General features: G+C 67.1%; 12 protein-coding genes and 1 rRNA gene. 9 read left to right on the forward strand and 4 right to left on the reverse strand.

What is annotated here, in order from left to right; all coding sequences use genetic code 11:
• Positions 1–108 precede the first annotated feature (108 nt).
• From rrf to CRT60_RS16615, 3 genes are all read left to right on the forward strand, one after another.
• Positions 109–224, forward strand: a 5S ribosomal RNA gene (gene rrf / locus CRT60_RS16605).
• Positions 225–520: 296 nt separating this feature from the next.
• Positions 521–1609, forward strand: coding sequence for a bifunctional DNA-binding transcriptional regulator/O6-methylguanine-DNA methyltransferase Ada (gene ada, locus CRT60_RS16610; RefSeq protein WP_098737628.1), 1089 nt, complete (start codon positions 521–523; stop codon positions 1607–1609).
• The gene (locus CRT60_RS16615) at positions 1609–2304 is read left to right on the forward strand and encodes a 2OG-Fe(II) oxygenase (RefSeq protein WP_098737629.1); all 696 of its coding nucleotides are present in this window, start codon (positions 1609–1611) and stop codon (positions 2302–2304) included. Before ada ends, CRT60_RS16615 begins: the two co-directional genes overlap by 1 nt.
• Before the next feature lie 4 nt (positions 2305–2308).
• Here the strand turns inward: CRT60_RS16615 and CRT60_RS16620 are convergent, their stop codons facing one another.
• Genes CRT60_RS16620 through CRT60_RS16635 form a run of 4 tightly spaced genes read right to left on the reverse strand, consistent with a single transcriptional unit; the run spans position 2309 to position 6102 of the window.
• Entirely contained in the window at positions 2309–3127 is an 819-nt protein-coding gene (locus CRT60_RS16620) for an ABC transporter permease (protein WP_098737630.1), read from the reverse strand.
• Entirely contained in the window at positions 3124–3885 is a 762-nt protein-coding gene (locus CRT60_RS16625) for an ABC transporter ATP-binding protein (protein WP_098737631.1), read from the reverse strand. Before CRT60_RS16625 ends, CRT60_RS16620 begins: the two co-directional genes overlap by 4 nt.
• 22 nt (positions 3886–3907) lie before the next feature.
• The gene (locus CRT60_RS16630) at positions 3908–4885 is read right to left on the reverse strand and encodes a YVTN family beta-propeller repeat protein (protein WP_098737632.1); all 978 of its coding nucleotides are present in this window, start codon (positions 4883–4885) and stop codon (positions 3908–3910) included.
• Positions 4882–6102 carry an ABC transporter substrate-binding protein gene (locus CRT60_RS16635; RefSeq protein ID WP_098737633.1) on the reverse strand — a complete coding sequence of 407 codons (1221 nt, stop codon included), beginning with the start codon at positions 6100–6102 and terminating at the stop codon, positions 4882–4884. Before CRT60_RS16635 ends, CRT60_RS16630 begins: the two co-directional genes overlap by 4 nt.
• Positions 6103–6362: 260 nt before the next feature.
• Here CRT60_RS16635 and CRT60_RS16640 point away from each other — a divergent pair, with 260 nt between their 5' ends.
• From CRT60_RS16640 to CRT60_RS16665, 6 genes are all read left to right on the forward strand, one after another.
• The gene (locus CRT60_RS16640) at positions 6363–7238 is read left to right on the forward strand and encodes a transporter substrate-binding domain-containing protein (protein ID WP_098737634.1); all 876 of its coding nucleotides are present in this window, start codon (positions 6363–6365) and stop codon (positions 7236–7238) included.
• A gap of 47 nt (positions 7239–7285) precedes the next feature.
• Positions 7286–8140, forward strand: a complete 855-nt coding sequence (locus tag CRT60_RS16645) for a quinoprotein dehydrogenase-associated SoxYZ-like carrier (RefSeq protein ID WP_098737635.1) — start codon at positions 7286–7288, stop codon at positions 8138–8140.
• Positions 8137–9090, forward strand: a complete 954-nt coding sequence (locus tag CRT60_RS16650; protein WP_193548437.1) for a quinoprotein relay system zinc metallohydrolase 1 — start codon at positions 8137–8139, stop codon at positions 9088–9090. The genes CRT60_RS16645 and CRT60_RS16650 overlap by 4 nt, the downstream gene beginning before the upstream one ends.
• Positions 9091–9327: 237 nt before the next feature.
• Entirely contained in the window at positions 9328–11091 is a 1764-nt protein-coding gene (locus CRT60_RS16655; protein WP_098737636.1) for a methanol/ethanol family PQQ-dependent dehydrogenase, read from the forward strand.
• Positions 11092–11298: 207 nt separating this feature from the next.
• Positions 11299–11727 (forward strand): cytochrome c-550 PedF, encoded by a 429-nt coding sequence (pedF, locus tag CRT60_RS16660; protein WP_204561953.1) that lies wholly within the window; start codon positions 11299–11301, stop codon positions 11725–11727.
• A 57-nt stretch (positions 11728–11784) separates the two neighbouring features.
• Complete coding sequence (locus CRT60_RS16665) at positions 11785–12243, forward strand: cache domain-containing protein (RefSeq protein ID WP_098737637.1); 459 nt, start codon at positions 11785–11787, stop codon at positions 12241–12243.
• Positions 12244–12359 lie beyond the last annotated feature (116 nt).

Here is a 12359-nt window from a genome sequence, read left to right on the forward strand (position 1 = left end):
AAGCAGTGCTTGACCAGCGCATCGCCGTTCGATACATCCTCGACATCACTTGCACGAACAAGCATACAGCGCTTTCGGTAACAATGCGTCGGTCTTGTGCCTCGGTGACCTGGTGGTCATGGCGAGGTGTCAAACACCCGATCCCATCCCGAACTCGGCCGTGAAAAGCCTCCGCGCCAATGGTACTGCGTCTTAAGACGTGGGAGAGTAGGTCGCCGCCAGGTCGCTCAGGCACACGTGAAAAGCCTCCGCGCCAATGGTACTGCGTCTTAAGACGTGGGAGAGTAGGTCGCCGCCAGGTCGCTCAGGCACAAGAGACGCTTCAACCCAAAGCACGTATGCTTGCATCTTCACGCACTTCGGAAACGCCCCGGCTCACATGAGCCGGGGCGTTTCGCTGTTTGGGCCGGATATCTGCAATTCGAAAGCAAGCGGCGGAGTGTGCCGACCTGCCACGCGGTAGAGAGTGCTCCCTCATCACACCACGGAACCTGTAAGGTTCGTGCAGAGAGAGGGACACATGATCGTCGCACTCGATACTGCCGCCTCCAAAGTCATCGATGCCGAGGCGGAACGCTGGGAGGCGTTGCGCCGCCGCGATCCTGCCGCTGACGGGCAGTTCGTTTATGCGGTTCGCAGCACCGGCGTCTATTGCCGGCCAAGCTGTGCCGCAAGGCCGGCGCGGCCGGAGAATGTCGCCTTCTATGCCACCAATGCCGAGGCCGAACGGGCAGGCTTCCGGCCCTGCAAACGCTGCCGGCCGGAGGGGCCGAGCCAGGGCGACCGCCGCGCCGAGGCCGTCGCCGCTGCCTGCCGCCTGATTGAGGAGGCGGAGGAAGCGCCGCAACTGGACCAGCTCGCGGCGGCAGCCGGGATGAGCCCGCACCATTTCCACCGCATCTTCAAGCAGGTGGCCGGGGTTACTCCGCGGGCCTATGTGCAGGCCCAGCGTGCCGCCCGCGTCGCCGACGCCTTGCAGCAGGCCGGTAGCGTGACCGAGGCGATCTATGAGGCCGGCTATGGGTCCTCCGGACGGTTCTACGAAACCGCGGGGGCACGGCTGGGAATGACACCCACCAGTTACCGCAGGGGTGGAGCGGGGGAGACGATCCGTTTCGCGGTCGGCGCTTGCTCGCTGGGCTCGATCCTGGTGGCGGCGACGGAGCGCGGGGTCTGTGCGATCCTGCTCGGCGACGATCCGGAGCTGCTGCTTCGCGATCTGCAGGACCGCTTTCCCAGGGCCGAACTGATCGGGGGCGATCCGGCCTTCGAGGCCACGGTGGCGCAGGTGGTGGGATTTGTGGAGACTCCAGGGACGGGCCTTGCCCTGCCGCTGGATATCGGCGGCACCGCTTTTCAGCAGCGGGTATGGCAGGCGCTGCGTGCCATACCGGCCGGCAGCACCGCCAGCTATGCCGAGGTCGCCACTGCCATCGGCGAGCCGGCGGCGGTGCGGGCGGTGGCGCGCGCCTGTGGGGCCAACCCACTGGCGGTGGCAATCCCCTGCCATCGGGTGGTGCGGTCGGATGGTGCCCTGTCCGGCTATCGTTGGGGCGTGGAGCGCAAGCGGGATCTGCTGGACCGTGAGCGCAGCGAGGCGACACGGTGATGGCGCTGGAGAATCTGGACTGGACGCGCATCGGCGCGGAACTGGAGTCGGTGGGCCATGCCGTCGTGGGGCCTCTGCTGGATGGGGAGAGCTGCAAGGCCTTGGCGGGGCTCTATGGGCAGGACACCCCCTTCCGCAGCCGGGTGGTGATGGAGCGGCACGGCTTTGGCAAAGGTGAGTACAAATATTTCAGTTACCCGCTGCCGGGACCGATTGCGGCGCTGCGCGGACCGCTTTACCGCCGGCTGGCACCGGTCGCCAACCGCTGGGCTGCCGCGATGGGGCTCGACACCCGCTATCCGGCGGAGCATGCCGGGTTTCTGGAGCGCTGCCATGCGGCGGGGCAGATGCGCCCCACGCCGCTGCTGCTGAAATACGGTCCCGGCGACTACAACTGCCTGCATCAGGATCTCTATGGCGAGACGCTGTTCCCATTGCAGGTCGCCATCCTGCTGTCGGCACCGGGAACGGACTTCACCGGCGGCGAGTTCGTCCTGACCGAGCAGCGCCCGCGCATGCAGTCGCGCGCCACCGTCGTGCCGCTGGGGCTGGGGGAGGCGGTGATCTTTGCGGTGGACCAACGCCCGGTGCAGGGCACCCGCGGGACCTACCGCGTCCGTCATCGCCATGGCGTCAGCCCGGTGCGGTCAGGTGAGCGCTACACGACGGGCATCATCTTCCACGATGCGGCATGAGACGTTACCCCGCCGCCGACGGTGCCCGCGATCCCATGCCGCGCGCCGGGGAATAGCCGCGTACCGCAAGCGCCGCAAACAGCAGGGTGGCACCGGTGACGACCGCCAGCGCCAGCCCGTCGATCCGGCCATAGAGCGCGAAGCGGATCAACTCCACCCCATGGGTGAAGGGGTTGAGGCTGCACAGCCACCACAGCAGCGGGCCAGCCTCCTCCATGCGGTAGAGCGGGTAAAGCGCGGAGGACAGGAAGAACAGGGGGAAGACGACGAAGTTCATCACCCCGGCGAAATTCTCCAGCTGGCGGATGGTGGAGGCCAGCACCATGCCGAGCGCCCCCAGCATCAGCCCGTTCAGCAGCAGGGCCGGCAGCACGGTCAGCGGCGCCCAGGCCGGAAGGTCGATGCCATAGAGCCTGACGATCAGCAGGAAGGCCGCCACCTGGAGAACCGACACCACCACCCCGCCCAACAGCCGCGCCACCAGCAAGAAGGCGCGGGGCAGCGGGCTGGTCAGCAGGATGCGCATGCTGCCCATCTCGCGGTCGTAGACCATCGACAGCGACCCCTGCATGCCGTTGAACAGCTGGATCATGCCGATCAGCCCAGGCACGATGTAGACCTCGTAGGGAATGTAGGTCTCGTAAGGCGGGATGATGGCGATGCCGAGCGCCGCCCGGAACCCCGCGGCGAAGACGAACAGCCAGACCAGCGGGCGGACCAGCGCGCCGAGGAAGCGTTCGCGCTGGTGGATGAAGCGCAGCACCTCGCGCGCGACGATGCCCTGGAAGGCGATCCCCCAGGTTCTGAGCTGCCGTCCGGTCATGCTGCGGCCTCCACGGCGGCGGGTCGGGCGGCGGTCAGCCGGTCGAAGCTCTCCGCCACGGTGGCGCAGCCGGTCTCGGCATTCACCGTGGCGACCGGCCCGCTGGCGCGCACCCGGCCACGGTGCAGGACCACCACATGGTCGGTGACGGGGTCGATTTCGTCGATCAGGTGGGTGGCCCACAGCACGGCGATGCCGTCCTCTGCGCACAGGGCGTGGACATGGCGGATCAGGGTGCGACGGGCGGGGATGTCCAGCCCGACCGTAGGTTCGTCCAGCAGCAGCAGGGTCGGGCGGTGCAGCAGGGCGCGGGCGATCTCCACCCGCCGGCGATGGCCGCCGTTCAGCGCCCGCAACTTTTCTCCCCGCCGTTCGAACAGCGACAGGCGGGTCAGTTCCGTCTCGATCCGCCGGTCGGCCTCGCGCCGGCCGATGCCGTGCAGGGCGGCGAAATAGCGCAGATTCTGCAGCACCGTCAGGTCGAGGTCGAGGGTGGGCTGCTGGAACACCACGCCCAGCTCGGCCAGTGCCTTGCCCGGCGCCTGCACGATGTCGTGGCCGTGGATGCGCACCCGCCCGTCGGCTGGCCGCAGCAGCCCGGTGGCGAGCGCGAACAGCGTGCTCTTCCCCGCCCCGTTCGGCCCAAGCAGGCAGGTGAAGGCGCCGGGCATCACGCGGAAGCCGACATCCTCCAGCGCAAGGCGGTTTCCGCCATAGCCGTGGCGCAGCCCCTCGACCTCCAATGCCGGCACCGTCATTCCGCCTTCCCCTTCCTGTGCCTCAGCCCTTGACCGCCACGCCCCAGGGGTAACGGCCGACCTTGACCGTCTTGGTCACCTTCAGGCTGTCGACGTCGATCACCGACACGTCGCCGCTGACCCCATTGGTGGTGTAGAGCATCTTCTGGTCCGGCGTCAGAGCCAGATGCCAGACGCGGCGGCCGACCAGCAGGTAATCTTTCACCTCGAAGGTCCTGGCATCCACCACCGCGACATGGTTGGCCGGGCCGAGCGCCACGAAGGCATAGCGGCCGTCGTCGGTCAGCTTGACGCCCACCGGCTGGATGCGGTCCTTGGCGACACCCTTGATGTGGAAATCGACGACCTTCTTCACCTGACGGGTGGCGGTGTCGATGACGCTGACCGTGCCGCCGATCTCCGACGAGACCCACAGCTGCGAGCCGTCCTTGGTGAACTGGGCGTAGCGCGGGCGGGGACCGACCAGCGTGTTGTCGACCACCGAGCGCTTTTCCATATCGATCCAGTGGACCATGCTGGTCGTCTCGGAGGTGTTGACGCCCCAGCGGCCGTCGGGACTGACGTCCATCCCCTCCGGCTCCACCCCGACATCGACCTGGAAGGCGACCTTGCGGGTCGGCACGTCGACCACCGTGACGATGTTGCTGTCCTCGTTGGCGATGATCAGGCTCTTGCCGTCGGGGCTGAGGGCGAACTGTTCGGGATCCTCGCCCGACGGCAGGTTGTGGACCACCGTCTTGCTGGCGAGGTCGAAGACCTGCACCGTGTGGTCGTCGCTGGCGCAGATGAACAGCTGGGTGCCGTCCCTGGACAGGGTGATGCCGCGCGGGCGCTTGCCGACCTTGATGGTGTCGGTGACCGCCATGGTCTTGCCGTCGATCACCGACAGCGTGTTGTCCTTCTCGTTCGACACATAGATGGTCTGGGCCGAGGCGGCGGACGCCAGGGTGGCGGCGATCAATGCGGCCAAGGAAATGCCGGTGAAGCGGGCGGCGGTCATGGCGTGGTCTTTCCTCGCGTCTTGCAGAGCGTTTCCGGTTGGTCGTAGCCCAGGCTGTCCAGCTCGGTCCGCGGGTGCAGGAACCCCTCCTGCGGCGACACCGACACCAGCGAGCGGTCGGCGGCCAGCAGAACGGGCTGGCGCAGTTGCCCGTCCCAGGGCCGCAGGCTGAGCGGTGCGCCGCGGAAGGCGGACATGGTGAAGTCGGGCGACTGGATGAAGGCGATCAGGCGGTCGGGATCGGCGGTGCGGGCCCGGGCGGCGGCCTCGCCGACGACGCGGACGGCGGTCCAGTCATTGTGGTCACGCGCCGTCATCGGGCGCTTCGCCGCTGCCTTGAAGCGGGATTGCAGCTGTGCCGCCCCCCATTGCTCGTGCGTGCGGTGCCAGACGGTGGGGACCAGCCCCTGTGTGCCGGCGACCGGGCGCGGATCGGCGGTGCGGTAGGACAAATAGTCCCCGAACTCCCCGACCTCGTCGGCGACGACCAGCACGTCATAGGCCTTGGCCTGGGTGAAGACCGGGATCTCGGATTCGGCGGTGCGGTTGACGTCGCTTTCGGCCGTCCACTCCTTCTCCGCGACGATCTGGGCGCCGAAGCGCTTGGCGGCGCGGCGGACGGCGTCGGCGTAGAGCTTGTCCTCCGGCCGGCGGCCGGTGACCAGGAACCAGCGCGGCCAGCGCTTCTTCACCAGATATTGCCCGAGCGCGTCGGCCAGCATCGCCCGGCTGGGCGCGACATGGATGAGGTTGGCGGCGCAGGCGCTGCCGCGCAGGACGTCGTCGGGCGCGGTGGCGTTCAGCAGCAGCAGATTGCGCGCCTCCGGCAGCTTCGATAGCGCCTCCACCGTCGCGCCGGGGGCATCGACGACGACGAAGCGGTCGCTGCGGCCGGCCAGTTCGCGCAGGGCCGCGGCGGCATCGCCGTCCGGCGCAACCTCCACTCTGTCGAGCACGAAGGACTGCTTCAGGAATTTGCCGGTCGTGTTGTTGTCGGCGATGGCGAGCGATGCCCCGGCCAGACCGTCGTCGGCCGCCGGCTCGTCCGGGTTGGCGACGGAGGGCGGCGGCTCGGGCGTCTGCGACAGGAAGCCGATGCGGATCTCGCCCACGGCGTCGGCGGCTGTGCCGACACCGGGCGCCCCGGCCAGCAGCAGGGCGCCGAGTGCCGCCAGCGACACGCTGTTGAGAAGGCGGGACAGGCGAAGCTTTGTCATCGTATCCGTCGCATCGTATCCGTCGGAATGCCAACAGTTTGGTGTGCAGCCTATCGGGCGACGCACAACTCCGGAATGCGACTATGGAAGCATGGACAGGAGACGGGGCGGGCAGGGCCCACCGGCCGGGGGCCGCCGACCGGGGACTGCCGGGCGGGCCGGAGGGCATCTTGTACCAAAGTCCAATTATTGGCGTTGCGGATCAATGGCTATCCTGCCAGCCCTTATCCCCGATGAACCCACCACTGCCGGGACCTGCCATGGCGATTGTGACCCGCCGCCGTTTCCTGTCCGGACTGGCCGCAAGCTGTGCGTCCGCCGGGGCTGCGTCCATGCTTGGCACCGGGCCTGCCGTCGCCCGGCCGCTGGACGAGGTGATGGAGCGCGGGCGGCTGCGCGTGGCAGTCTATCGCGGGTTTCCACCCTTTTCCTTTCAGCGCGACGGCAGTCTGGTCGGCATCGACGTCGATCTTGCTCGGGCGATTGCGGAGAAGCTGGGCGTCAAGGCCGACATCTACGAGCAGATCCCCGGTGAGACGGTGTCGGACGATCTGCGCGTGGCGGTGTGGCGCGGCAGCCTGTTCGGCGGCGAGCTGGCCGACATCATGATGCACATCCCCTATGACAAGCGCTTCGGCCTGATGAACCCGGAAGCCGTGCTGTTCGGCCCCTATCATCAGGAGGTCTTCGCGCTCGCCCGCGATCCGCAGCGGGTGCGCTCCGCCGTGTTGGCGACTTTGCCGGACGAGCCGATCGCGGTGGAGATCGACAGCGTTCCCGACTTCTTCCTGCTGGGTTTGCAGGGTGGCCGGCTGCGCAGCCGCATCATCCATTGCACGACGCCGGAGGCCGCCATCGAAAAGCTGACTGCCGGCGAGGTGGCGGCGGTGCTGGCGCCGCTGAGCCAGGTGCAGGCAGCGCTCGGGGCCAGGATGGAGCAGTTCCCGGTCACCACAGTGACCCTGCCGGGCATGATGACCTCCAACTGGAACATCGGCATGGCGACCAAGGAGAACTCCCGCGACCTCGCCTACAGCATCGGCGACGCGGTGACGGCGCTGACCGAGGACGGAACGATGGCGAAGATCTTCGCCGCCTACGGCGTCACCCACACGCCGCCGCCGCTGGTGGAGTGAACCGGGGACACGCGCGGATGGTTTGCCGTATGGGTCGGGAGGGGTGGATGAGATACGCGCTGCGTCACATGGGACTTACCGGTGCGATGCTCGTCGCTGCCGTCCCCGCCTTTGCTGCAAGTTCCCCATCCGATCCGCTGAAGTCCGTGATGTGGGACATCCTGCGCGACCAGTATTTCGCCGGCGCTCCGGTCGTGTTCGACGCTGCGGTCAAGGTGACCGCTCCGGCGGCGGCGGAGGACACCCGCGCGGTGCCGCTCTCCGTCGATGCCACGGCGCTGGGACAGGTGGTGGAGATGGTGGCGATTGCCGACCTGAACCCCTTCCCGCTGGTGTTGCGCTACCATCCCGGCACTGCGGCGCCCTACATCGCCACCCGCATCAAGATCCAGCAGGCCACCGCCGTGCGGGGTGCTGCACGGACCGCCGACGGGGTCTGGCATGTGTCCGGCGTGCTGGTCGACGCGGCGGGCGGCGGGTGCAGCGCTCCGCCGGCATCCTATGCCCAGAAGGACTGGGCCGACCATGTCGGTGAGGTCCAGGCCCGGCTGTGGCCGGCGGGCGAGGACGGGGTGGCGCGGCTGCGGCTGCGTATCCGCCACCCCAACGACACCGGGCTGGTCGACGGCATACCGGCCTATTTCGTCGAAACCCTGCAGGTGGATGCGCAGACCCCCGGCGGGTCGCCGACGCTGGCGCGGATCGACAGCCTGGAACCGGTGTCGGAGAATCCGGTCTATTCGCTGGATATCCGCCCGCCGCCGGACGCCACGGCGCTGATTCTGCGCGGCCGGGACAACCAGGGCGGCGAGATCCACGCGACCATCCCGATGCCGCCGCCCGGCGCCAAGCCGGCGATGTCCCTGAAACCTGCCGGGCAGCCATGGAGTGTCGGGCAATGAGCATGCCGCTGCTGCGCCGGCTGGCGCTGTCCACCGTCCTTGCCGCTGGACTGATGTCGGGTGGGGCAAATGCCGCCGGGACGCTGACCTACGATCTGAAGCCGACGAGGATCGCCCCCGACACTTACGTCTTCGAAGGCTCCACCAAGCATTTCACCCGCGCCAACGGTGGCAACATCCTGAATTCTGGATTCATCGTCACCGCGGACGGGGTGATCGTCATCCAGACCGGCCCGTCCCGCCGCTATGGCGAGGAAATGCGCGCGGCCATCCGCAAGGTCACCGAGAAGCCGATCCGCAAGGTCTTCGTCAGCAACCTGCACCCGGATTACTGGCTGGGAAACCAGGCCTTCGCCGATGTGCCCGTCGCGGCGCTGCCCGGCACCATCGCCGGCATCCAGGAGGAGGGCAATGGCATCGCCGAGAACATGTACCGGCTGGTCGGCGACTGGATGCGCGGGACCGAGGTGACGCTGCCGACCGAGCCGGTCTATGGCTCGACCGTCAAGTTCGGCGACCACCGCCTGCGGCTGATCCCGCTAAGCGGCCACACCGCCGCCGACCTGATGATCCTGGACGAATCGACGGGCGTGCTGTTCTCCGGCGGCGTGGTGTTCTGCGACCGCACCCCGACCACGCCGCACGCCACCGTCGCCGACTGGCTGAAGGAGCTGGACGCGGTCGATGCGCTGGACCTTCGGCTGCTGGTGCCCAACCACGGCCACATCCGTCCCGACAAGGCCTGCGTCGCCCAGACCCGCGACTGGCTGACCTGGCTCGACGGCACGCTGCGCGACGCCGTCTCATCAGGCCTCGATATGGCCGAAGCGTTGGAACTGCCGATTCCGGAGCGGTTCCAAGTGCTTGACGTGCTGCGGGAAGAGTATCGCCGCTCCGTCGCCCATCTCTGGCCGAAGATCGAGCAGGCAAGTCTGCCACGGGTCAATTGAGGACTCGGGGACGCGGAGGAGAACTGACGCTTACGCCTGCTACTATCCGACAATTTACCCGACCGATCATCCGTCTACACTGCCGAATATCGTAGAGCGATGCGGCCCCTCCGGCCGCCAAAAGCTTGAAAAGCCGCCCCGATTCCGTTCGCCACCGCCGGACCCGCCCGTCCGGCGGCAACGGGCGGGTCTTGCCCGGGCGGTGCCGTCATCATCAGTTTTGGGAGGCAACCGCACATGAAGCGCCTGGTTACAAGTCTCGCCCTGGCAGCCTCGCTGACCGCGTTCAGCGCCACCGGCGTCCTCGCCGCCGACGCCGGTGGCCCGTCCAGCGACGATCTGCTGAAGAGCGCCACCAACACCGAAGCGGTCCTGACCTATGGCATGGGGCCCCAGGCCCAGCGCTTCAGCCCGCTGACCGACCTGACTGCCGACACCGTCAAGAAGCTGGTCCCGGTCTGGTCCTTCTCCTTCGGCGGCGAGAAGCAGCGCGGCCAGGAAGCCCAGCCCATCATCTATGACGGCACCATCTACGTCACCGGTTCCTATTCCCGCCTCTATGCGGTCGATGCCCGCACCGGCCACAAGAAGTGGGAATACAACCACCGCCTGCCCGACGGCATCATGCCCTGCTGCGACGTGGTCAACCGCGGTGCGGCGATCTACAAGGACAAGATCTACTTCGCCACGCTGGACGCCCGCCTCGTCGCGCTGAATCGCGAGACCGGCAAGGTGGTGTGGAACAAGAAGCTGCAGGACTACAAGGAAGGCTATTCCAACACCGCCGCCCCGCTGATCATCGACGGCAAGATCATCACCGGCAATTCCGGCGGCGAGTTCGGCGTCATCGGCATGATCGAAGCCCGCGATGCCGAAACCGGCGAGCTGGTCTGGCAGCGCCCGACCATCGAAGGCAACGTCGGCACGCTGAACGGCAAGGACTCGACCGTCACCGGCAAGACCAACGCCAGCTGGCCCGGCGACATGTACAAGACCGGCGGCGGCGCCACCTGGCTGGGCGGCACCTACGATCCGGAAACCAAGACGCTGTTCTTCGGCACCGGCAATCCGGCCCCCTGGAACTCGCACCTGCGTCCGGGCGACAACCTCTACACCTCCTCCACGCTGGCCATCAATCCGGACAATGGCGAGATCAAGTGGCACTACCAGACCACGCCGCATGACGGCTGGGACTTCGACGGCGTCAACGAGTTCGTGTCCTTCGACCTGAAGAAGGACGGCAAGGTGATCAAGGCCGGCGGCAAGGCCGACCGCAACGGCTTCTTCTATGTCATCGACCGCACCAACGGTAAGCTGATCAACGCCTCGCCCTTCGTCACCAAGATCACCTGGGCCAAGGGCATCGACATCGAGACCGGCCGTCCGATGTACAACGATGACAACCGTCCAGGCGCCCCGGCGACCGCCGATGCGCATGACGCAAAGGGCAAGTCGGTGTTCGCGGCCCCGGCCTTCCTGGGCGCCAAGAACTGGATGCCGATGGCCTACAACCCGCAGACCGAGCTGTTCTATGTCCCGGCCAACGAGTGGGGCATGGACATCTGGAACGAGCCGATCACCTACAAGAAGGGTGCGGCCTATCTCGGCGCCGGCTTCACCATCAAGCCGCTGTACGACGACTACATCGGTGCGCTGCGCGCCGTCGATCCGAAGACCGGCAAGATCGTCTGGGAATACAAGAACCCGGCCCCGCTGTGGGGCGGCGTCCTGACCACCGCCGGCAACCTCGTCTTCACCGGCACGCCGGAAGGCTATCTGAAGGCCTTCGACGCCAAGTCCGGCCAGGAGGTCTGGAAGTTCCAGACCGGCTCCGGCGTGGTCGGCAGCCCGGTCACCTGGAAGATGGATGGCGAGCAGTATGTCGCCGTCGTCTCCGGCTGGGGCGGTGCGGTGCCGCTGTGGGGCGGCGACGTCGCCAAGCTGGTGAAGGACATCAACCAGGGCGGCTCGCTCTGGGTCTTCAAGCTGCCGAAGGCCTGACCGCCAGCGCGGACAGGCGGGAGCAAGGCGGGCCGGAGCGATCCGGTCCGCCCATTCCCGTGTCTGTGCCTCATTGTAGTCATGTCAGGCATTGTTCCGATGATGTCCTACCATAGTCCAATTATTCGTGGGTCCCACTGCTGATAACGTCTGCTCATGCGAAGCAAAGGCCGCAGGGCGGCTAGAAACAGAGGGAACGTCTTTCTCATGAATGCACGGATTGTTCGGCTTGCAGCCGCGGTTGGTCTGATCGGCGCCGTCGCTCTTCCCGGTCTGGTTTATGCCCACGGCGATGTCGTCCCGCAGCCGGTGGACACCACCGGGCTGGAGAAGCTGGGTGAAAAGTGGCGGGACAGCAATCCCTTCCGCGGCAATCCGCGCGCCATCGAGATCGGCGCGTCGGCCTTCAACCAGAACTGCGCCCGATGCCATGGGCTGGGTGCGGTGTCGGGCGGCATCGCCCCCGACCTGCGCTATCTGGAGAAGGGCGACGCCGGCGACGAGTGGTTCAAGGAGCGCGTCACCAACGGCTCGATCCGCAACGGTGTCACCTACATGCCGAAGTTCGGCGAGGCCCTGGGGCAGGAGGCGCTGTGGTCGATCCGCTCCTGGCTGGAAACCGTGCACGAGGAGTGACCCCCTGCCGGATCGTTGGCTCCTTCCCTTTATTCTTCTCTTCCAAGGTGGTCATCCATGATTCGCAGAACCGCATCCCTGGTCGCCGTCGCGGCAGCCCTGCTGACCGCACCGGCCTTCGCCGCCGATCACGCCACGCCTGAACAGGCCAAGTCGCTGGTCGCCGAGGCCGTCGCCTACCTGAAGGCCAAGGGGCCGGACGAGGCGACCAAGGCCTTCCAGGACCCCAAGGGCAGTTTCCGCCGCGGCGAGCTGTATGTGTTCGTTTTCGACACCGACGGCCGCTATGTCGCCTCCGGCGCCAACCCGAAGCTGGCCGGCTCCAACGCCGCCGATCTGAAGGATGCGGAAGGCAAGCCCATCGTCCAGGCAATGATCACCGAGACCAAGGACAAGCCGACCGCCGTCATCGACTATGTCTGGCTGAACCGCCAGACCAACAAGGTCGAGCACAAGCATTCCTACGTCACCCGCGATGGCCGTTACATCGTCGGCGCCGGGACGTACGATCAGTGACGGTCTGAGACCTCCGCCGTCGGATGGCGTCTGAAACAATTCCGCCCGGCCCTTGTACGAAGGTTTGCTTCGTACGGGGGCCGGGCGGACGTCTGTCCGGGGCAGGGGAGGGGCCG

Origin of the sequence: Azospirillum palustre, from assembly GCF_002573965.1 — a bacterium.
Taxonomy (GTDB): Bacteria; Pseudomonadota; Alphaproteobacteria; order Azospirillales; family Azospirillaceae; genus Azospirillum; species Azospirillum palustre.

Bases quoted from the DNA above. Each gene is read 5' to 3' on its own strand.
- ada (WP_098737628.1), top strand. From the start codon at position 521: ATGATCGTCGCACTCGATACTGCCGCCTCCAAAGTCATCGATGCCGAG.
- CRT60_RS16615 (WP_098737629.1), top strand. From the start codon at position 1,609: ATGGCGCTGGAGAATCTGGACTGGACGCGCATCGGCGCGGAACTGGAG.
- CRT60_RS16620 (WP_098737630.1), bottom strand. From the start codon at position 3,127: ATGACCGGACGGCAGCTCAGAACCTGGGGGATCGCCTTCCAGGGCATC.
- CRT60_RS16625 (WP_098737631.1), bottom strand. From the start codon at position 3,885: ATGACGGTGCCGGCATTGGAGGTCGAGGGGCTGCGCCACGGCTATGGC.
- CRT60_RS16630 (WP_098737632.1), bottom strand. From the start codon at position 4,885: ATGACCGCCGCCCGCTTCACCGGCATTTCCTTGGCCGCATTGATCGCC.
- CRT60_RS16635 (WP_098737633.1), bottom strand. From the start codon at position 6,102: ATGACAAAGCTTCGCCTGTCCCGCCTTCTCAACAGCGTGTCGCTGGCG.
- CRT60_RS16640 (WP_098737634.1), top strand. From the start codon at position 6,363: ATGGCGATTGTGACCCGCCGCCGTTTCCTGTCCGGACTGGCCGCAAGC.
- CRT60_RS16645 (WP_098737635.1), top strand. From the start codon at position 7,286: ATGAGATACGCGCTGCGTCACATGGGACTTACCGGTGCGATGCTCGTC.
- CRT60_RS16650 (WP_193548437.1), top strand. From the start codon at position 8,137: ATGAGCATGCCGCTGCTGCGCCGGCTGGCGCTGTCCACCGTCCTTGCC.
- CRT60_RS16655 (WP_098737636.1), top strand. From the start codon at position 9,328: ATGAAGCGCCTGGTTACAAGTCTCGCCCTGGCAGCCTCGCTGACCGCG.
- pedF (WP_204561953.1), top strand. From the start codon at position 11,299: ATGAATGCACGGATTGTTCGGCTTGCAGCCGCGGTTGGTCTGATCGGC.
- CRT60_RS16665 (WP_098737637.1), top strand. From the start codon at position 11,785: ATGATTCGCAGAACCGCATCCCTGGTCGCCGTCGCGGCAGCCCTGCTG.